The sequence below is a fragment of the Neobacillus sp. KR4-4 genome, from assembly GCF_042136325.1.
In the GTDB taxonomy this organism is placed as follows: domain Bacteria; phylum Bacillota; class Bacilli; order Bacillales; family Cytobacillaceae; genus Neobacillus.
On the sequence record NZ_JBHHJU010000043.1, the window covers coordinates 13,670 to 33,886 of the forward strand.

Below are 20,217 nucleotides of genomic sequence, written 5' to 3' on the forward strand. Positions count from 1 at the left end.
TGAGGTGGATTTACCATGGCTGTTCTTGCACAAGCAATCACCAGTTTTATTGCAACAGGCGCCTTTGGGATTCTTTTTAATGCCCCGAAGGAATCACTAATCAAGTGCGGGCTGATCGGAATGGGTGGATGGCTAATTTATTTTCTTCTAGAAGACTATTCAGATAACGCCATTTTAGCTACATTAGCTGCGACTATTTTTATAGCTGTACTCAGTCAGGAATTAGCAAAGTTTTATAAAACGCCAGTAATCATTTTTAGTGTAGCAGGAATTATTCCGCTCGTACCTGGAGGTCTGGCTTATGATGCGATGCGGAATTTTGTGGAGAATGATTATTACTCAGCGATTACATTGGCTGCAAAAGTTTTCATGCTTGCAGGGGCAATCGCCTTCGGATTAGTTTTCTCTGAGGTAATTAATCAAATAACGAAAAAATTTAGACAGCATAGGGTGAAAGCCTAAATAAATTCCCTTTTAGTTATAAACTAAAGGGGATTTTATTTAAGAAAAAATTAAGATTCAATGGATATCATAAATTGGAAAATGTTTTCCTTTCTTGCGTTGAACTATTTTAGTAGGTAATATAATAGTATATTACAAGAATCACCAGCAAAGACTAATACAAGGAATGGTACATTCATTTATGAAAAAAATTGTAATTTCTTTAATCGTTGTCTGCATCATAGTGATTAGTGGCATAACGGTATTTAAGGTAAAGTTTGACCGTCCAGCCATAGCACAAGTTACCCAGGCTGCATCATTAAAAACAAGGACACTAGCACTCTTTGCCAAAGTGGCTCCGAAAGTGCCTGATAGTATCCAACTGGATGTGCCGTTAATCAATCAAATGGACGCACCGAAACTATATAATGGCTGTGAAATAACCAGTTTGGCGATGATTCTTAACTATCACGGAATACAAGTGACAAAAAATGAGTTAGCTAATAAGGTTAAAACTGTCCCATTAACTTATAGTAACGGGAAAAAGGGGAATCCTAATGCAGGGTTTGTCGGCGATATGGCGAATGGTCCAGGACTAGGGGTTTATAATGGTCCCGTTTTTGACATTGCGCAGAAATACGTTGGTGATCGGGCAGTTAATTTAACTAATCATTCATTTGATGAAGTTTTAGAAGAAGTAGGTCAAGGGTTACCAGTCTGGATTATCACGACATCAAGCTTTGCACCTGTGTCTGTTTTTCAGACATGGCATACTCCGCAGGGGAAAATCAATATAACCTTTAGTGAGCATAGTGTTGTAATTACGGGATACGATGAAAAGTATATTTATATTAACAATCCGTATGGGGAAAAAAATCAGAAATTAAATCGAACGAGTTTTATTAAAGCTTGGGAGCAAATGGGGAAACAAGCGATTGTTATCAAAAAATAAGGGCCTGATTTGGAATTAGGTCTTTTTTCATGGACTTTTTATTAAAATGGTCGAAGGCAGAGGAATGAATATCCCTCTGCCTTCTTTGTTGAATTCATTAAAGAATTCTTATCGTAACTTGTGATTGGTTGCACTTCATGTTGTCAACATCGCAAGTAAAAACTTATATAATAATCATTGTTTATAAAAACAAGTTTGCCGCGGTTATTTTTCCACCTGAAGGTTTTATACCTAAACGACGTAAGCCCTACCTCTCTTACATCCTAACGGCTCCGAAGCCGATCCAGTGTGAATAAGTTTTTATTTAAAAACATAAGCAGAATGCCAGAAAAAAATTCTTACTTTGCGTTATCAAATAAATTACAAGTTACATAAATGTGAAGCACAAATATTTATATTACAGTAATATGTAGTTATTGTCAACTATTTTTGTTAAAGGGAATAATGAAAAACGCATCCTCGAGATGCGTTTTATTAATAGGTTAGACATCCAGCAATAACGATACCAATCGATACAGAGAGTAGCATGAGGAAAAGTCCAACTGCCTGATTATCATCCTCGATGCTTTGACTGACATTAAATCGAGGTGTCAGCCATTCAGCCAAGTAAAAGACCACAATCTGGGCCAGAATTCCGATTCCTCCCCATACCGCCATATCCATAAGTGAAATGGAATTAGCAGCAGTAGAATACAAGACAATAGCAAGCCCAAGAAGTCTTCCCCCAAGGACATAACTTGCTGCCTTATTTCCCTTTGCCATTAAGGAAAACTCCTTAACCTTGGTGGTTACTTCCATAAGAATCAGTCCTACGAATAAAAGACCAATTGAGACGGCTAAATATAATAAGAAATTTGTCATTTACATTCCCCCTGTTTTTGAATTCCTACTGGTAAAAAGTAAGATTCATTTCCTGTAATTTTTCCGCCAGCCCGAATACCGATACAACTGGCTTTACCAGCAATTAGAAAAGATCCGAATACTAATGAAAGTTCCTCCATTCCCTTTTCTGTTTCCAAAGTAACAGTAGGGAGAGGGACATATTGTTGAAAAACTGAAACTTCCTCTTTATAGGTTTGGAATGAGTTTTGAGCAGTAACATTGGCATGTTGGTCCCATATCGTTACCGTGTCGCCTTCTCTGCCGAACGTCGGTTTTTGAACATAAGCGCTCTGCCCGAAAAATGCCTCTGCTTCAAAGTACGTCGGAAGCATATATTCCTTAATCCAAGCCTGCTCTTCCGGTGTAAAATAGGCACCCTGTTCTGCTAGCCCCCAAATTAAGCATTGGATTGACTTGGGCTGCAACAAAAAGGCAGAAACAGGATTTAATAAAGATAATTTCCCGTCTTTTACCAATTGTAACAATTCAATTCCAACTGAATCTCCTGTTCTTGGGTCCCGATCGTTAACCAGATGTTCAAGTGGATAGGTTTGGCGATACAATACATCAATTGGAATACCCTCCTCATCAACAAGAATTCCATCCATTATCCGCAGCGCTGACAATGGTATAGTCTGATTAGGAACCTGACATAATTTGCTTAAATATTGAGTGGTATTCCAGTCCTCGATGTGGTCGGAATGGGCTGTGAACACAATATTTGGGTTTCGTTTTCCTTTCGATGCTTCAAGCACCGCACGTGTAATTCCAGACGAAAGCAGTCGCTCTCCGCCGCCATTTGGCTCTAAGTAACCAAATTCTTTGCACACATGTCTGTTCATATGAAAACATTCGACAATAAACGTCGGTGTATCACTGTTGAATTCCAATAATTTCAAGCCATCCTCGGTCAACACAAAGTCGAATCTGCCAATAACCGTTTCAGGATAGAGATTTTTACACCTCAAATATGGGAGACTGGCCGGAGGAAACCCAAATTCAAGGAGCTGTTCATCTGTTAGACGCCGTAATAGTTGGGCTGTTTTGAAATAAACGTGGCCCATTCGCTCCGTCGCCTCATGTAAAAGCTTCGTGGTCTCATCAGAAATAGAATAAATGTGATATAAGCTGTACTCGCCTTCGTATAAATCAGACCAAAAGGTAGGAAAATGCGAATAAAAACTTCTTCTTTTCAGTGAATACTGCGACATATTTATCCTCCAAATCCACCCTTAGAACCACTTCCGAAACCACCTTTAAAGCTTGATGAGGATTTGTAGGACTTATAAGCAGAGGATTTCAAGAGTGATGATTTATTGCGAAAATAACTTCCTCCATAAAAATAATGACCATAATGGGACGAATGGGTATCATCACATTCCCAAACTCCTTGATCATCGTCCCAGTCCCAGTCTCGGCAAGTGCTATCGTCTGGCTTGGGCGGGCGATCGCTTGAGCAGCCAGAAAGGGTGCCGGCTATGAGGGAAGTGATGACACCGGTCACTAACCATTGGGTTTTCTTCACTTTTTCACGCTCCTCTTTTTAATTGATAATCTAATTATAAAAGCAAACGTTGGGAAAACAATGGTAAAATGAAAAGAAAAAGAAAGCGTGATGAAATTTGAGGTTGGAATACCGAAAGGATGACGAATATCAAAAGTTTCCTGCCCTTTGGAATTATCAACACTTGACGGTGAGCGAAGCTGTAGCAAGAATGTCGTGTGAATACTTTGTGAAAGAAGGTGAAACGTATCTGGTGACAGCCACTGCCATCGATCCTGATGGAACGACTGTCCTTTATGTAAAAAAAGAAAATGCCTATACGGATGTCACGGAGAAAAATTATTCACATATAGGTTTTGAGGTGAGGGAGCTTCAAAGAACCGGGTCCGTTCTTATCGAGCAAAAGGAAGTGTGGAATCATGAAGAAGTGCTGACTCTTCTTCATTCCGATTTTATTTACATCCAAAGAGATGGAAAATGGTTGGAATTCAACCTAGATTCAAGAGAGATCGATGAAGATCGAAAATGTTATATTTATTATGGGAGTTTTACGGGGAAAACACGATAGAGAAGATTGGTTTATTTTTTGGTATAGTAGTAGGGAAGTATTGATGAAAGGTGAGGTACCATGATCGAATTATTGCCTCTCATGCTTGAACGTGTTGGTATTCTTATCATAGTAGCGTTTCTTCTCTCACGGATGAAATCATTCCGTCAAATTATAAATAATGAACATGGACTTGCCCCTAAAGCAGCGATGATTGCAATTTTCGGTGCTTTCGGAGTCATAAGCAACTATACAGGTGTAGAGATAGGACATGGGACGATTACCTCCCAGGACTGGCTGACAAATATGGATAATGAAAGTGCCATTGCTAATACCAGAATTATGGGAGTGACAATTGGTGGATTACTTGGCGGACCGATTGTTGGTATTGGGGTCGGCTTAATTGCTGGCATCCATCGTTTGACTTTAGGAGGGTTTACAGCTGAGGCATGTGCCTTATCTACGCTTATGGCGGGAGTTGTCACAGGCTTTTTAAGCAAACGTTTTAAGATTCAAGAAGGAAATTCTCCCTGGAAGGCCGTAATCATGGGAATATTCATGGAATGTGCCCAAATGGGAATTATTCTTTTAATAGCACGCCCCATTAACGAGGCTGTGAATCTAGTTGAGGTTATTGCCCTCCCAATGATTGCGATTAATGGCTTCGGGACCCTTCTTTTTGTACTAATTATACAGGAGATTCTCCAAGAGCAAGAGCGAATGAGAGCACTTCAAACACATAAAGCATTGTATATTGCTAATCAAACACTGCCCTTCTTCAGACAGGGCTTAAATGTAGATTCGTGTACAAAGGCAGCTGAGATTATTCTTAATTGGACCAATGCCGATGCTATTTCAATTACAGACCAGACCCATGTCCTTGCCCATGTGGGTACAGGCTCAGATCATCATATTCCTTCAGGAAACATGGCGACGGAATTAACTAAAACGGTGCTGGAACAAGGTAGAATCACGATTGCAAAGTCTGCGCACGAAATTCAATGTTTTGATCCACACTGCCCTTTGCAGGCTGCTATTGTATTACCACTTAAGGTTCATGGTAAAACAGTAGGGACATTGAAGTTGTATTTCACTGATTCTAGTAAACTTGACCGGGTTGAACAAGAGCTGGCAGAGGGTTTGAGCAACCTATTTTCAGTCCAATTAGAAATGGCTGAGTTGGAAATACAGAGAAGATTATTAAAAGATGCGGAAATCAAGGCATTGCAAGCACAAGTCCATCCACATTTCTTATTTAACGCCATTAATACCATTTCAAGCCTAATTCGAACAGATGCGGATAAAGCCAGGAGTTTATTAATCAAACTTAGTACCTTCTTCCGAAGTAATCTTCAGGGGGCTAGGCAAATGCTCATACCGCTTGAAAAGGAACTTGAACATGTTGAAGCTTACCTAACGATTGAACAAGCACGCTTTCCAGACCGTTATCATGTTGAATTAGATATTGCACCAGCATTAAAAAGGGTGCTCGTTCCACCATTTACTCTTCAGCCATTAGTGGAAAATGCAATTCGTTATGCATTTCCAAAAGCAAAGAACGGGACAGTACTGGTCCGAGCCTTTCAGGAAGGGGAGAACATGGTCCTGCTTACTGAAGATAATGGGAAAGGAATCTCAGCAGAACTGCTTGGTACCCTGGGAAACCAAACAGTAGATTCTTCGGCTGGAACAGGAACAGCACTTTGGAATATCAAAAAACGAATCGAAGAAATTTATGGTCAAACTGCTTCCTTTCAAATAGAAAGCAACTTGAATTTAGGAACGAAAGTATCAATTACACTACCGTTAACACAACAACAAAAAGAGGGGTGAGGATGTTGTTAAAGGCCTTTGTTGTGGATGATGAACCGTTAGCAAGAGATGAATTGGTCTATCTTCTCAAACGAAGTAAACAAATTGAGATCGTTGGGGAATCGGATGGTGTTGAAAGCGCGTTAGAAAAAATAAGTAACCTCGACCTGGATGTGATATTTTTAGATATCCAGCTCGCTGATGAAAGTGGTATCGAAATTGCTGCCCATATAAATAGACTTGATCATCCTCCATTCATTGTCTTTGCGACGGCATTTGACGAATATGCCCTGCAAGCTTTTGAGTTAAATGCTGTTGACTATATCTTAAAACCTTTTGAAGAAAAGAGAGTCTTACAAACGATTGAGAAGTTGTATAAGCTAATAGAAAATCACAAACAAGCAATTCCTATTTTTACTCAGAGACAAAATTTTGGAAACGAAAGGCCAGAAAAGCTCGCGATTACAATTGATGAAAAAATTGTAATCGTAAACATTAGTGACATACACTATATTGGTACAAATGAGGGGAAAACAGTCATTGCACTAGAGAATACAAAATACTCTGTCAGTGATTCGCTGGTCACTTTCGAAAGGAAGTTGAAGCATTCATCCATCATTCGTGTCCACCGCGCTTATTTAGTTAATGTGGATGCCATTGTCGAGATTGAGCCATGGTTTAATTCTACCTACAATTTAATTATGAAGGATGGAGAAAAGGTTCCAGTAAGCAGAACCTATACAAAAGAGTTAAAGCAGCTTCTTGGTTTTTAAGAAGCTGTTTTTTGCATTTCATTCTATTATTCTTGTTTTTCATCCTTAAAAACTTGCATTTTAGGATGAAAACCATATGTTAACGTTTTCTTTCGGTATGATGGTGATAAGAGAAAAAGGATGTAGGGGGATGAAATTAAATGAATGCGGTTTCAATTGTAATCGGCTCCATTTGTATTTTAATGATTGCCTATCGCTTATACGGAACATTCATGGCAGCAAAGGTATTAAAATTAGATGATTCAAAGCCGACACCGGCACATGAATTAAACGACGGAAAGGACTATGTTCCAACCAATAAGTGGGTAACATTTGGTCATCACTTTGCCGCCATCGCTGCAGCAGGACCACTTGTTGGTCCCATCCTTGCAGCACAATTTGGATACTTGCCTGGTTTATTATGGCTTTTAATTGGGGCAGTGATTGGCGGAGCAGTCCATGATGCCGTTGTCCTATTTGCATCGATGAGGAAAAAGGGAAAATCCTTATCTGAAGTTGCGAAAGACGAACTGGGGCCTGTGGCGGGTTTTTGTACGGGACTTGCGATGCTTTTTATCATTACGATCACAATGGCAGGTCTTTCTATGGTTGTTCTTCATGCACTTGAACACAATCCATGGGGAACATTCTCAGTGGGAATAACCATTCCAATTGCGATGTTGGTAGGAATTGCTTATAAAAAAACTGGCAACTTAAAATTAACATCCACCGTCGGATTTATTCTCGTAATGGTTGGGGTATTTGTTGGTCCGTCCATTCAAGGTACGGTATTAGGTGATTGGCTGACACTAGATACAAAAACATTAGCTATTATTCTACCGATTTATGCGTTTTTTGCAGCAGCCTTACCAGTATGGTTATTACTGGCACCACGTGATTACTTAAGCAGCTTTATGAAAATTGGTGTATTTATTGCCTTAATCATCGGGGTATTTATTATTAATCCCGCAATTGAGATGCCAGCTTTCACAAAATTTACATCAGGCGGCGGACCAGTACTAGGCGGACCTGTTTGGCCGTTTATCTCCATCACCATTGCTTGTGGGGCGATCTCTGGTTTCCATGCTTTCGTAGGTTCGGGAACTACACCAAAAATGCTTGATCGTTGGTCTGATATTAAGGTTGTTGGTTTTGGTGCGATGCTAGTAGAGTGTGTGGTTGGTATTATGGCTTTGATTGCGGCAACAGCTCTTCAGCCTGCAGATTACTTTGCCATTAACTCGACACCAGAAGTATTTAAGACACTTGGTATGCAGGTACAGGAACTGCCAAAACTTGCTGATGAAATTGGGATTAATCTTGAAGGCCGAACAGGTGGTGCCGTAACCTTAGCGGTAGGTATGACGTATATCTTCACGGGCATTCCGTGGTTTGCAAAACTATCATCATACTTCTTCCAGTTTGTTATTATGTTTGAAGCGGTATTTATTCTAACTGCCATCGACTCAGGAACTCGTGTTGCTCGTTATTTAATCCAAGACTTTTTCGGGGAGTTCTATAAGCCACTGAAGAAGACAGATTGGCTGCCAGGATCTATATTTGCTAGTGCGTTAGCCTGTTTTATGTGGGGATACCTTCTTTTCTCAGGGGATATTGGTTCTGTTTGGGCATTATTTGGTGTTTCCAATCAACTAATGGCATCGATTGGTCTAATTGTCGGTGCGACAGTGATATTGAGTATTGCAGATAAACGCCGTTATATGCTTACCTGCTTGATCCCGTTAGCGTATCTCTTTGTTACTGTAAACTATGCTGGTTACTGGATGGTGAAAAATGTTTACCTCAATCAGGCAGCCGCGGGTTATAGTGTTTTAAATGGGGTATTGTCGATCATTATGTTAATGCTGGGTATGATTATTATGATCACAGCAATAAAGAAATGGATTAGTATGTGGAATTCACCTCGAACCAAGCTCGAAAGTAAAATTGCTTAAACAAAATCAAACCGATGAATTCGTAAAATTTCGAAGTCATCGGTTTTTTTTTGTGTAAATAAAGTAGAAGGAAATTTAATTTATTATATCTATATAGTAGAAACTTTTAGCTCTGATATAAGAACAGGGAAGGAAGCGTTGTATTTCACATGGTATTATTTTCAAATAATTATATTTTTCAAAAAATATTGCTTTTTTACAAAATTAATTATATTATTTCGATATATAATTTTTATATTTTGATACACAATATTATGCGGAATATTTTTTCAGAACATTCAGACATAAAATATGGAGGTTTAACTAATGAATTTATTTAGAAAAAAATCAATTCAGGACCTCATTCAAGAAGCTGGACAAAAAGATGTAGTCTTAAAGAAAGATTTAGGGGCATTTGATTTATCCATGCTTGGAATTGGGGCTATTATAGGAACAGGAATATTTGTACTAACAGGGGTTGCTGCCGCAGAACATGCAGGGCCAGCACTTATTTTATCTTTTATCTTATCAGGACTAGCTTGTGTCTTTGCCGCCCTTTGTTATGCGGAATTTGCTTCTGCGGTTCCAGTATCGGGAAGTGCATATACCTATAGTTATGCAACATTTGGTGAGATCATTGCCTGGATATTGGGATGGGATTTAATCTTAGAATATGGATTAGCTTGCTCTGCGGTTGCCAGTGGATGGTCTGGCTATTTACAAGGTTTGCTTGAAGGGTTTGGTATTCATTTTCCTAAAACATTAACTAGTGCGTATGATCCGGCAAACGGGACATTTATCGATGTCCCGGCAATCCTCATCGTACTAATTCTTACATTACTACTTACACAGGGTGTTAAGAAATCCGCACGATTTAATACGATAATGGTAATTATAAAACTAGCAGTAGTGTTATTGTTTATTGGTGTAGGTGCTTGGTATGTAAAGCCTGCAAACTGGACACCATTTATGCCATTTGGTTTCTCAGGTGTGACAGCTGGTGCAGCAACGGTATTTTTTGCTTATATCGGTTTTGATGCTGTTGCGACTGCAGCTGAAGAAGTAAAAAATCCGCAAAAGAATATGCCAATCGGAATTATTGCATCCTTACTAGTTTGTACCGTGTTATATATCATTGTTTCTGGAATTTTAACTGGTATTGTTCCGTATCAAGAATTAGGTGTGAAAAATCCTGTAGCATTTGCCCTTAATTATATTCATCAGGATTGGGTAGCAGGTTTTATTTCATTAGGTGCGATTGCAGGTATCACCACTGTATTATTGGTTATGCTTTATGGACAATCTCGTTTATTTTATGCAATCAGCCGTGATGGCCTCTTACCAAAAGTATTTTCTAAGGTTGATAAGAAGAAGAAGACACCAATGGCGAATTCATGGATTACTTGTTTACTAGTTTCGATTTTTGCTGGATTCATTCCATTGAATAAACTGGCAGAGTTAACAAACATCGGAACGTTATTTGCCTTTATGACGGTGTCAGTAGGAATTCTATTTCTCCGGAAAAATAAGCAAGCACCAAAAACTGGATTCCGTGTTCCGTTTGTACCATATATTCCGATTCTAGCCTTTGTATTCTGTGGATACTTAGCGCTTCAACTGCCAAAAACAACGTGGATTAGTTTTGGAGTGTGGTTGGTAATTGGATTACTCGTCTATTTTGGATATGGACGTAAACATTCAACTTTGAATAAGACTGTAGAACAAATGAAAAAAGTTAGCTAATGATAAAAAGTAGAAGGGCTTACCTAGAGTAAGTCCTTTTTTTATGAGGTTCCTATCGAAATATGTCGAAATTCATCGATTTTACAAAATTGATGACAATTAAGCGAAAGAAAGATGATAAAATAGGAGAATGATTCTTATTCCAACTTTTAATGTGAATCTTATTTAAGGAGAAACGACATGAAAGAAGGCATCCAGACTACTAAGCTCATTTTTGAAGAAAAGAAGGCAAGTGTTCTATTTTTATGGTTGTTTAATTTAATATTTTTTTCTTGGGATATATTCTATTATTATTTTCGTCCTTATTTCAATGGAGCATCTCTTAATGATTTGAGGGGTGGGCTAGGAATATGGGTGTATTTACTATTAGTAGGAGTTTTAATTCTAGCTATTTATTATATAAAAGCAGGGAACATCTATATTGTTAAATATTTATACATTATTAGTTTTCTAATTATTGATATTATGGACAATCTAGTGAGGTATATGGGGTCTACCGAACATTTTGCAACAGGAAATATAGTCGAAGTTTTATTAATTCTCTTTACTCCAATTTTTGTGAATAAAAGATACTTTTGGACAGTTACCATAGGTTTGATTGGTAAGGATTTACTATTAGGGCTGATATTAGGAGACCTAAATGTTTTAATGCCAGTCCTTATCTATATTACTATCTCGGCATTAGCGTATATTTTATTAATCCGTTTTTATTCTTATATTAATTCTTTAACAAAGGTTTACGATGAGCTTCGTCAGAAAGAGAAGCTTGCTGTCATTGGGCAAATGGCTGCAGCAATTGGTCATGAAATTCGTAATCCTTTATCTTCATTACGTGGATTTACACAATTACAGCAAGAGCGGTACCCAAACACAAATGATTATTACCCAATTATGATTCAGGAAATTGATCGGATTAATTCCATTGTTAATGACTTGATGTACATTGGGAAACCACGGGTTATCCATTTTGAAAAAGCAAGTATTGAGGAAATCATTGCATATACATTATCTATTACTCAACAACAAGCAGAGAGACAAGGAGTAATTGTTGAAACTACAATGGCAGGGCCGCTCCCACCTCTGGATTGCGATGAGAAACAATTGAAGCAGGTATTTATTAATCTAATTAAAAATGCCATTGAATCAATGCATGAAAGTGGAAGGATAAAAATAAAAGTTAATGTTTTAGAAAAAACAAAAATGTCTGTTTCAATTAAAGATGAAGGATGTGGCATTCCTGATGAAAACATCCTTAATATAGGCGAACCTTTTTTTACTACGAAATCAAGTGGAACTGGTCTAGGTTTAATGGTTACCAATCAGATCATCAAGGAGCATTTAGGTGAGCTTAATATCAGTAGTGAACTAGGAAAAGGGACTAGGGTTGAAGTGGTTTTACCAATAATCCATCGACAAAGAAAGTAAATAACATTCAACATTTTATTCAAAAATATTTCTTTTTTATACATAAATCATTCTTCTTTTATCTATTTCTATTAAACTAAATGATTTATAATTAAAGAAATGATGTTTTTTGTGGAATAATTGGCGGTCCTTTATAAAATTTCGAATATGTTGTCGAAAAAGAAGCTATTTATCCTTTGTATGAGGTAGAAATTATGAAAAAACAACTAGTTGATCCTAATATAAGAAATGAAGAAAGTCGAACGTTAAAATGGTTTTTAATATTATTTTATATAATATCAATTTCCTTTGATATTATTTATAAAGCTATTGCGCGTTATATTCCTGAATTAAAAAATGATACGCCAGATAGATTCCTTTTCTGGGTATATCTGTTCATGTTTGCTTTAATACCAGCAGCGATTTATTTAAATAAAAAACAAAAACAACATTTGATAAAATATATTTATTTTATTAGTTATACTACACTAACATTTCTTAATGATGTTTTTACATTTTATGGTATTCCGAATGATTATCAGAGTGGTAATGCAGTTGAAATCTATTGGCTTTTATTATCACCTATATTTGTAAGCACAAGATTTGTAAAGGTTGTTTCAATAGGGTTGATAATAAAATATGTTGCTGTAGGTTTAATCATTAAAGCACCTATTGTATTATTAGGAATTGTTTTGGTAGCTATACTTTCAATTTTTTCTTTTATCTTGCTATACAGATTCAAATCATATGTTAAAGCAGTGAAAACTTCTTATGATCAACAGTTAATAGGTATAGTTAAGGGTGTTATTGCTACTCTTGAGTTGAAGGATCCGTATACTCGAGGACATAGTGAAAGAGTAGCAAGTTATGCATTAGTGCTGGCAAAAGAAACAGGGAAATTTAGAGACGAAGAGTTAAAGTCATTTAACTATGCTTGTTTACTGCATGATATTGGTAAAATTCATATCCCAGACCAGATATTGATGAAGCCGACAAGTCTTACAAAAGAAGAATATGAAATCATCAAGTCTCACACAAACGTGGGTGCAGAAGCAGTCTCGAAAGTAGTTGGGTTAGATAACAGTATTGAGGTAATTCGTTCTCATCATGAAAGGTGGGATGGTAGAGGGTATCCTGATCAACTAAAGGGTGAAGAAATACCATATCTTGCAAGAATAGCAGCAATAGCTGATGCATTTGATGCAATGACCTCAACTAGATCCTACAGATCGGCATTGACCATTGATGAAGCTTATAAGCGAATTTTGGAGGGTAAAGGAAATCAGTTTGATCCGGACCTTGTAAAAGAGTTTCAAAAAGTATTTCCTAAATGGAGTAAAATTCATAATACATCCAACCAAGACCTAGGAATAGGCCATATCAAAATAAATGAGGCTTTAAGCTAATACAAAGGAGGCACGAAGATGAAAATTCGTAAACTTAAAAAAGTTAAAGCGACCGGATCTTGTTGGTGGTGCTGGTTTTTATAAATATCTAGAATTGAGTGGGGATGCTAGTGGAAAACTATGCATCCTTCTTTTATAAAAATTCACAAGATTAAGGGTGTTCAAATGAGTGTTGCCCTCACCTCAAGACTATTATTGGTTCCAATCTTTATTCGCAAGGATAAAAAACATTACATCATTGAAGATAAAACTACTGGTGAGTTTTTTGAGATGCCAGAGGTTTCTGTTGCTGCAATTCATCTTCTCAACAATGGAGAGTCATTAGAGGTAATCGAAAGGCAACTGAGAGACAAATATCCTAATGAAGAAGTTAATTTAATTCTTTTTGCTGAACAGCTTCTAGATTTAAATTTGATTGCTGAAATTGACGGTGAAGTGGTTTCTTCAAAAGAAATGAATCAAGAAAGATTAGGATATTTATGGATTTCACCTAAGATGGGGAAATTCTTTTTTAATAAGGCCGCGTTGTTTTTCTATGTAGGAGTATTCATTTTCAATTTAACCCTTTTATTATCTCATCCTAGCCTTGTTCCTCAATATAAGGACCTATTTATTTTTAAATATATGGTTTTTAATATTCCCGCATGGCTTGGTATAACATTTTGTTTAGTGTTAATTCATGAGTTTGGACATATTTTAGCTATGAGAGCCCATAATCTCCCGACTAAATTAGAGATAGGCCATCGTTTATTTTTAGTTGTTCTTGAAACGGATATGTCCTCTGTTTGGAAATTATCATCAAAAGATCGAAATGTTTTATTTTTAGCGGGAACTTGTTTTGATACAGTAGTCCTTTCTATTGCCTTGATTAGTCAGCTTTTTGTATCAGAAGGGCTAGGGATTTTACAGGGGATCATGAATCTTATTGTATTGGACACATTTATCCGGTTGTTTTATCAATTCTGTGTGTATATGAAGACTGATTTGTATTATGTTTTTGAAAATGTATCAGGATGCTATAACTTAATGGAGAATGCTCAGCACTTGATATTCAAGAGGTTAAGGTTTGTAAAATCAAATGTATCAGAAAATGATGTATTCCCGGGAGAGCAAAGGACTATTCTTTTGTATTCCATTTTCTATTTTATTGGAGTAATTTTGACTTTTGCTGTCTATGCAATCTTCTATATTCCACAATTATGGTTTGCTTTTAAAAAGGTTTTACCTGGTTTTTTAGAAGGCCCTGCCACTTTTCCATTTTGGGATGCTTTACTTTTCTCATTGCAAATAACCTTAGGTTTTGGTGTACTGTTATATTCTTGGAGAAAAAAGTATCTTCGAGGATATTAAGACATTTGTGACAGACATTTGTCTAAAATAACGTTTCTAGGGGTTTTTTTCCCCCATAATGGGGGAAATCCCTGATATAAATAACACTGCCGTTTTTCTTACAATTAGAGTATGAAAAACGGCAGTGTTATTTTTATTTAGGAGGAACTCCAATGGAAGCTAATATTTCAATGACTAAAAAACAAGAGAGATCAGTCAATGATGCATTTGCATCTCATTTTGCTAAATCAATGTTTCTGACGGTTGTTGGACTTGCGATCTTAACGTTTATCGGTACAAGAATGTTTACACATGTTGACTTGAATCTTTATGGATATATGGTAGGAACCATTGTATTTATCGGGGGATTTTTCTACCGCTTTATTGCCTGGGGAGAAAGACCGCCTACCAAAATTTTTATCAAAAAAGGCTTAAAACTATTATTTCGAAAAAGTACACCTAAAACTGCTGTAAATCATTTGGCTATTTATGATTTCATCCGGAATCGTGGAATGTACCGCTGGGTGCAGCACATTTTAATCGGCTGGGGATGTGTCCTTGCGTGCTTGGTGACTTTCCCGCTCGTGTTCAGCTGGATGTATTTTACAATGGAAGACAATGGCTACTATACCATCGTGTTATTTGGAATGAATGTAATGAACGTCAAAGCAGATGGAATCATCGCTTGGTTATCCTATAATGCACTTAATATTGCTGCAATCATGGTTACAGCAGGAGTAAGCATGGCTCTAAACCGCCGCTTAAAAAACATGCAAGCCAGAGCCGAACAGAAGTTTATGTACGATTTCTTACCGCTGTATCTATTATTGTTTATTTCCGTTACTGGCCTTTTATTAACAGTTCAAAACGTATTCTTGCATGGCTGGATGCAGCCGCAAATGTCACTAATTCATCAATTTTCAGTGATTGTGACACTCATTTACCTGCCATTCGGAAAACTTGCTCATATTCCTTTCCGTCCAATGAGTGTATTTGCAAGAAATTACCGAGAACATTATGGAGAACAGCATATGAAGGAATGTAAAGTATGCGGAGATCATTTTGTATCAGTGGAACAATCGAATGATGTCATTCAAGTTTTAGGTGTCAATGAAATGGAATTTAATATGCAGGATGGTTTTAATCTTGCAGAACTATGTCTGCCTTGCCGCAGAAAATATAGAATCTCAAGATTCTCAGGCTTCGCAACACATCAAGTTAAGGTCAAGGAGGCAAACCAGAATGCAAAGGGATAAATTTTTTAAAGAAATAGAAAATCTTCGTCATCCAAATGAAACGCTCGTAAAAACTCACTGCAGCTACTGTGGGATGCAATGTGGAATGAACCTGCGTGTCAATACAAAAACAAATACAATCATCGGTGTGGAACCACGGTATGATTGGCCGGTTAACGTCGGAAAAATGTGCCCTAAAGGGGTTACAGCTTACCAGCAAACCAACCATGATGATCGGATTTTAAAACCATTAATCCGCGATGATGCATCACTTAAGGGTACAAAAGAAGGCTTTCGTGAAGCCAGCTGGGATGAAGCCTACAGCTTAATTGCTAAGAAGTTCGCGGAGCTTCAAAGTAAATACGGAAAAGATACATTGTCAGTATTCAGTGGTGTGTCGATGACAAATGAAAAGTGTTATTTGACAGGGAAGTTTGCTAGGGTTGGATTGCAAACACGCTATATTGATTATAACGGCCGCTTTTGTATGTCAAGTGCAGCCGGTGGATTCCTTCGCTCTTTTGGAGTTGACCGGGGTTCCACATTACCATGGACAGATCTCCATGAAACAGATTGCTTGTTCATCGCTGGAAGCAATACGGCTGAGTGTCATCCAACCTCTATGTTCAGAATATGGGCTGTTCAGGAAAGAGGAGGTTACTTAATTGTAGCTGACCCACGAGAAACCCCTATTGCAAGAAGAGCGGATGTTCACTTGGATTTACGTCCTGGAACAGACCTTGCCTTAGCAAATGGTATTCTCAATTTACTTATTCAAAACGGGTATGCAGATGAAGAATTCGTTAACAATCATACAAATGGTTTTGAAGAAACCAAAGAATTGGTGAAAGAATTTACACCAGAATATACAAGTGAACTGACTGGGGTGGCTCCGGAAAAAATTATTCGTGCGGCTGAAATCTACGGAAAAGCACCAAATGCCATTGTCATGTTTGCGCGTGGTATTGAACAGCAGCAAAAAGGTGTTGATAATGTATCAGCCTACACCAATATGGCCTTAGTTACAGGGAAAATTGGCCGCCCAAAAGCGGGTGTAGCAACATTTACAGGGCAGGGTAATGGTCAAGGCGGGCGTGAGCATGGTCAAAAATCAGATTTGCTTCCAGGTTATCGTAAAATCACCAATCCGAAGCATGTAGAAGAAGTATGCAAGGTTTGGGGAATTACCCCTGAAGAAATGCCGCAGCCTGGTGTTTCTGCCTATGAAATGTTCGAACTAATGGAGGAAAAAACAATCAGAGGTTTGTATTTGCTCTGCTCCAACCCAGCAGTATCCGCGCCAAACTTAAACTTTGTCCGCAAAGCTTTAAAAGGCTTAGACTTTATGGTTTGTGCTGACTTCTATCTTTCCGAATCCGCAGAATTTGCAGATGTCATCCTTCCAACCGTTACATGGTCAGAGGATGAAGGAACGGTAACTAATTTAGAAGGCCGGATTATTAAAATCAATAAAGCACAAGAACCAGTTGGTGAATCAAAGCCGGATTGGCAGATTCAAGCAGAGTTAGCAGAGTATCTTGGCAGAGGCAAGTATTTCTCCCACTTGAAAACAGCGAGAGATGTGGCTGATGAATTCCGTCTTGCATCTAAGGGCGGTTATGCCGACTATTACGGGGCAACATGGGATAAGATCGACAAGCAAGATGGTGTGTTCTGGCCTTGTAAAGATGAAAACGATCCAGGAACACCGCATATGTTCCTAGATAAAAAATTCTACCATCCAGATGGTAAAGCAAAAATTTGTGCCTTACCATACCGTCCGCCAGCTGAAGAGCCGTGCGCGGAGTATCCATTACGCTTAACAACCGGACGTGTTGTCTACCATTATCTTTCTGGGAATCAAACTCGCCGCATTCAGTTTTTACGGGATATGTGCCCAGAGCCTTATGTGGAAGTACATCCAGAAACAGCTGCAAAATATAAGATTGAACATGAAGAATTCGTACGCCTCTTTACACGTAGAGGAGAGGCTGATTATAAAGTGAAAATCACAGAAGCGATTCGAAAAGATACCGTATTTGTTCCGTACCATTTTGGCCACGAGAAATCTATTAACCTATTAACCATTCCAGCGCTTGACCCGATGTCACGGATGCCGGAATTTAAAGCGTGTGCCGCTCAGATTGAAAAACTAGAAATGAAGAAGGTGCAGTAAATGAAAAAGAGGCTATATCTTGAACTTGAAAACTGTATAGGGTGCCGTTCATGTTTGGCGGCTTGTACACAGTGCGGCGGGCATGAAGAACGTAACCGTAACTATGTTTACGATGTGAACCCGCTTGTTAACCGTCAAACCATGCCTCTTATGTGCCTGCACTGCGTAAATCCGGCATGTGCTAGAAGTTGTCCAGCCCAAGCCATTCAAATACATGAAACAGGTGCCGTGCTATCGGCTCTTGTGGAAAAGTGTATTGGCTGCCAGAACTGTACCATTGCGTGTCCATATGGAATACCGAAGTTTGATACAGAGCAAAATTTAATGTACAAGTGTGATCTTTGTATTGACCGGACAAAGGACGGCATTCCGCCAATGTGTGCGAGCGTATGTCCATCGAATACATTACAATGGCTGACAGATGAAGAGATAGAAGCGAAACAAAAGCAATTTAACCTGGATAATGGAAAATGGGTTACTAGTATGCCTTATTTAGAAGGCGAAACCAATGTAAGAGTGAACCTGCCTGGTATTCTGCAGGGCGTCACGAAACTGTTTTAGGAGGGATGAACATGACAGAAAAAAATAATAAAATCCCGTTCAATGAAGATAATTATACCCATAATATTAACCGCAACAATGAAAGAAAATTAGACCGGCGCGGCTTTATGAAAACATTAGTTGGAGCAGCAGGAGTATTTGCTGTTTCCTCTCTTCCATGGGGAGCATTAGCTGCAAAAGAATTAACTGGTTTGGGAGATAAAAAATATCCAAAGCAAAAAATTACTAATGTTAATTCTTTACCTGTAGGAGATGCAGTTGACTTTGCCTTTCCTGGTGAACATGACAGTGCAATCTTAATTCGATTATCTGAAAATAAATATGTAGCCTACCAAAATGCGTGTACTCACTTAAGATGTCCTGTATTTTGGAAAAAGGATGAAGGAGAAATGCTTTGCCCTTGCCACCACGGAAAATTTGATGTAGAAACGGGTGCGCCAATCGCAGGGCCGCCGCGACGTCCGCTTCCTGAAATATATGTAAAAGTGGAAAACGGTGCAGTTTACGCCGTGGGGGTGAAACGTTATGAAGCGTAGTTACCTGCCTGTCGTCTTTCTTTTAGCGGTTTTGATGTTAAATATTATCTTTACTCAATATATGGTCCATCAATATTTTTATGAAAATTATACCAATACGATCATAGCCGCGGTGATCAACGTGATTTTATTCCCAATCGCATTCCTTATCTATAAAAAAGGTGTGAATGTCAATGACTAGTGAGACGTATATTGATTTTTGTTTTGTCCGTCCGTCAGCAGGCAATTTTACAGCTGAAGTTGACTCATTGTTAAAGAATACGTTTGCGAAAAAACGTCTAAATTGGTTTCTTGAAGAAAAAACCATTGATGGGGCTGAGATGGTTATTGCAGAAATCAAAGGAATGAGTGACTGGGGTTCTGAAGATGAAACGATTCAATTTATCGAAGAACACGCAGGTAAGAAGTTTTGGGAGTATCTGCAAGGATATAAGATGTTCATCTATCCTGTGAAGAGAGGATGTAACAGCTGTGGAACTCATTAAGTTAGAAGATGTGCGCCAGTTTGTTGGAGTACCAATTGAGGTAGCCATTCAAGATGCTGAAGGTGGAGACCAAGCACCTGCAGTAAAGAAAGTAGTAAAAAAAGTACAGTTTTGTCCAGATGGGACACATATCCGCTTTTATTTTGATGATTTTTATTTTCTTGCCGTACCGATTTCTTCACAAGTAAAAGAGTCAGAAGGGCAATGGAGGGCTTTTGATTCAGAAAGCGGCTTAACATATACAATAAAAAAGGTCCAGGTTTTCTAAAAAGAACCTGCCTTTTTTATATAGTCTATGTTAAGGCTTATTTTTGATTTTGGCACCCTGTTGTTTGGAGTGGAAGGCGCGAAGACTCCTGCGGGAGGACGGGGCAGGGGAGACCCCGCAGGCGCGCAGCGACGAGTTATCATGAACGAAACTAGCTCCTTACTCGTAACATCGTAGATTAATTTGGTTAGAATGTTTACTGGAAAAAACATAACCAAATCAGAGCTACATTACGGAAGGAGCTAGTTAT

General features: G+C 38.2%; 20 protein-coding genes. 17 read left to right on the forward strand and 3 right to left on the reverse strand.

Annotation, left to right across the window (positions count from 1 at the left end):
- The first annotated feature begins 15 nt into the window (after positions 1-15).
- Entirely contained in the window at positions 16-462 is a 447-nt protein-coding gene (locus ACE198_RS26520) for a threonine/serine exporter family protein (RefSeq protein ID WP_098575749.1), read from the forward strand.
- A gap of 181 nt (positions 463-643) precedes the next feature.
- Entirely contained in the window at positions 644-1,393 is a 750-nt protein-coding gene (locus tag ACE198_RS26525; RefSeq protein WP_375377617.1) for a C39 family peptidase, read from the forward strand.
- Positions 1,394-1,867: 474 nt separating this feature from the next.
- Here the strand turns inward: ACE198_RS26525 and ACE198_RS26530 are convergent, their stop codons facing one another.
- Genes ACE198_RS26530 through ACE198_RS26540 form a run of 3 tightly spaced genes read right to left on the reverse strand, consistent with a single transcriptional unit; the run spans position 1,868 to position 3,800 of the window.
- Positions 1,868-2,254 (reverse strand): DUF350 domain-containing protein, encoded by a 387-nt coding sequence (locus tag ACE198_RS26530; RefSeq protein ID WP_098575747.1) that lies wholly within the window; start codon positions 2,252-2,254, stop codon positions 1,868-1,870.
- Complete coding sequence (locus tag ACE198_RS26535) at positions 2,251-3,486, reverse strand: glutathionylspermidine synthase family protein (protein ID WP_375377618.1); 1,236 nt, start codon at positions 3,484-3,486, stop codon at positions 2,251-2,253. The genes ACE198_RS26530 and ACE198_RS26535 overlap by 4 nt, the downstream gene beginning before the upstream one ends.
- A gap of 2 nt (positions 3,487-3,488) precedes the next feature.
- Entirely contained in the window at positions 3,489-3,800 is a 312-nt protein-coding gene (locus ACE198_RS26540) for a hypothetical protein (RefSeq protein WP_375377619.1), read from the reverse strand.
- A 97-nt stretch (positions 3,801-3,897) separates the two neighbouring features.
- Between ACE198_RS26540 and ACE198_RS26545 the strand changes: the two genes are divergently transcribed.
- The 15 genes from ACE198_RS26545 to ACE198_RS26615 all read left to right on the forward strand — a co-directional run bounded on the left by ACE198_RS26545 (position 3,898) and on the right by ACE198_RS26615 (position 19,967).
- Entirely contained in the window at positions 3,898-4,347 is a 450-nt protein-coding gene (locus tag ACE198_RS26545) for a hypothetical protein (RefSeq protein WP_098575744.1), read from the forward strand.
- A 60-nt stretch (positions 4,348-4,407) separates the two neighbouring features.
- Positions 4,408-6,159, forward strand: a complete 1,752-nt coding sequence (locus ACE198_RS26550; protein ID WP_375377620.1) for a LytS/YhcK type 5TM receptor domain-containing protein — start codon at positions 4,408-4,410, stop codon at positions 6,157-6,159.
- 5 nt (positions 6,160-6,164) lie between these two features.
- A complete protein-coding gene (locus ACE198_RS26555; RefSeq protein ID WP_375377629.1) occupies positions 6,165-6,911 on the forward strand; it encodes a LytR/AlgR family response regulator transcription factor in 747 nt (248 codons plus the stop codon).
- A gap of 140 nt (positions 6,912-7,051) precedes the next feature.
- Positions 7,052-8,845 carry a carbon starvation protein CstA gene (gene cstA / locus ACE198_RS26560; protein ID WP_375377621.1) on the forward strand — a complete coding sequence of 598 codons (1,794 nt, stop codon included), beginning with the start codon at positions 7,052-7,054 and terminating at the stop codon, positions 8,843-8,845.
- Positions 8,846-9,151: 306 nt separating this feature from the next.
- Positions 9,152-10,567 (forward strand): branched-chain amino acid transporter BcaP, encoded by a 1,416-nt coding sequence (gene bcaP, locus ACE198_RS26565; protein WP_375377622.1) that lies wholly within the window; start codon positions 9,152-9,154, stop codon positions 10,565-10,567.
- Between the two features lie 180 nt (positions 10,568-10,747).
- Positions 10,748-11,992, forward strand: coding sequence for an ATP-binding protein (locus ACE198_RS26570; protein WP_375377623.1), 1,245 nt, complete (start codon positions 10,748-10,750; stop codon positions 11,990-11,992).
- A 194-nt stretch (positions 11,993-12,186) separates the two neighbouring features.
- Positions 12,187-13,377: an HD-GYP domain-containing protein gene (locus ACE198_RS26575; RefSeq protein WP_098575739.1), complete on the forward strand. Its 1,191-nt coding sequence runs from the start codon at positions 12,187-12,189 to the stop codon at positions 13,375-13,377.
- 165 nt (positions 13,378-13,542) lie between these two features.
- Positions 13,543-14,727: a hypothetical protein gene (locus tag ACE198_RS26580; RefSeq protein WP_375377624.1), complete on the forward strand. Its 1,185-nt coding sequence runs from the start codon at positions 13,543-13,545 to the stop codon at positions 14,725-14,727.
- Between the two features lie 152 nt (positions 14,728-14,879).
- Positions 14,880-15,962, forward strand: coding sequence for a hypothetical protein (locus ACE198_RS26585; RefSeq protein WP_098575738.1), 1,083 nt, complete (start codon positions 14,880-14,882; stop codon positions 15,960-15,962).
- Positions 15,949-18,117 (forward strand): molybdopterin oxidoreductase family protein, encoded by a 2,169-nt coding sequence (locus ACE198_RS26590; RefSeq protein ID WP_375377625.1) that lies wholly within the window; start codon positions 15,949-15,951, stop codon positions 18,115-18,117. The genes ACE198_RS26585 and ACE198_RS26590 overlap by 14 nt, the downstream gene beginning before the upstream one ends.
- Entirely contained in the window at positions 18,118-18,678 is a 561-nt protein-coding gene (locus ACE198_RS26595; RefSeq protein ID WP_063253156.1) for a 4Fe-4S dicluster domain-containing protein, read from the forward strand.
- 11 nt (positions 18,679-18,689) lie between these two features.
- Complete coding sequence (locus ACE198_RS26600; RefSeq protein ID WP_144552763.1) at positions 18,690-19,214, forward strand: Rieske 2Fe-2S domain-containing protein; 525 nt, start codon at positions 18,690-18,692, stop codon at positions 19,212-19,214.
- Entirely contained in the window at positions 19,204-19,395 is a 192-nt protein-coding gene (locus ACE198_RS26605) for a hypothetical protein (RefSeq protein ID WP_375377626.1), read from the forward strand. The genes ACE198_RS26600 and ACE198_RS26605 overlap by 11 nt, the downstream gene beginning before the upstream one ends.
- On the forward strand, positions 19,388-19,699 hold the full coding sequence (locus tag ACE198_RS26610) for a hypothetical protein (RefSeq protein ID WP_375377627.1): 312 nt from the start codon (positions 19,388-19,390) through the stop codon (positions 19,697-19,699). The genes ACE198_RS26605 and ACE198_RS26610 overlap by 8 nt, the downstream gene beginning before the upstream one ends.
- Positions 19,686-19,967: a hypothetical protein gene (locus ACE198_RS26615; RefSeq protein WP_375377628.1), complete on the forward strand. Its 282-nt coding sequence runs from the start codon at positions 19,686-19,688 to the stop codon at positions 19,965-19,967. Before ACE198_RS26610 ends, ACE198_RS26615 begins: the two co-directional genes overlap by 14 nt.
- Positions 19,968-20,217 lie beyond the last annotated feature (250 nt).

What these genes read in the sequence shown, in the direction of transcription:
- ACE198_RS26600 (WP_144552763.1), top strand. Translation starts at nt 18,690, where the DNA reads ATGACAGAAAAAAATAATAAAATCCCGTTCAATGAAGATAATTATACC.
- bcaP (WP_375377622.1), top strand. Translation starts at nt 9,152, where the DNA reads ATGAATTTATTTAGAAAAAAATCAATTCAGGACCTCATTCAAGAAGCT.
- ACE198_RS26575 (WP_098575739.1), top strand. Translation starts at nt 12,187, where the DNA reads ATGAAAAAACAACTAGTTGATCCTAATATAAGAAATGAAGAAAGTCGA.
- ACE198_RS26580 (WP_375377624.1), top strand. Translation starts at nt 13,543, where the DNA reads ATGAGTGTTGCCCTCACCTCAAGACTATTATTGGTTCCAATCTTTATT.
- ACE198_RS26530 (WP_098575747.1), bottom strand. Translation starts at nt 2,254, where the DNA reads ATGACAAATTTCTTATTATATTTAGCCGTCTCAATTGGTCTTTTATTC.
- ACE198_RS26525 (WP_375377617.1), top strand. Translation starts at nt 644, where the DNA reads ATGAAAAAAATTGTAATTTCTTTAATCGTTGTCTGCATCATAGTGATT.
- ACE198_RS26520 (WP_098575749.1), top strand. Translation starts at nt 16, where the DNA reads ATGGCTGTTCTTGCACAAGCAATCACCAGTTTTATTGCAACAGGCGCC.
- ACE198_RS26595 (WP_063253156.1), top strand. Translation starts at nt 18,118, where the DNA reads ATGAAAAAGAGGCTATATCTTGAACTTGAAAACTGTATAGGGTGCCGT.
- ACE198_RS26590 (WP_375377625.1), top strand. Translation starts at nt 15,949, where the DNA reads ATGCAAAGGGATAAATTTTTTAAAGAAATAGAAAATCTTCGTCATCCA.
- ACE198_RS26610 (WP_375377627.1), top strand. Translation starts at nt 19,388, where the DNA reads ATGACTAGTGAGACGTATATTGATTTTTGTTTTGTCCGTCCGTCAGCA.
- ACE198_RS26535 (WP_375377618.1), bottom strand. Translation starts at nt 3,486, where the DNA reads ATGTCGCAGTATTCACTGAAAAGAAGAAGTTTTTATTCGCATTTTCCT.
- ACE198_RS26605 (WP_375377626.1), top strand. Translation starts at nt 19,204, where the DNA reads ATGAAGCGTAGTTACCTGCCTGTCGTCTTTCTTTTAGCGGTTTTGATG.
- ACE198_RS26550 (WP_375377620.1), top strand. Translation starts at nt 4,408, where the DNA reads ATGATCGAATTATTGCCTCTCATGCTTGAACGTGTTGGTATTCTTATC.
- cstA (WP_375377621.1), top strand. Translation starts at nt 7,052, where the DNA reads ATGAATGCGGTTTCAATTGTAATCGGCTCCATTTGTATTTTAATGATT.
- ACE198_RS26570 (WP_375377623.1), top strand. Translation starts at nt 10,748, where the DNA reads ATGAAAGAAGGCATCCAGACTACTAAGCTCATTTTTGAAGAAAAGAAG.
- ACE198_RS26585 (WP_098575738.1), top strand. Translation starts at nt 14,880, where the DNA reads ATGGAAGCTAATATTTCAATGACTAAAAAACAAGAGAGATCAGTCAAT.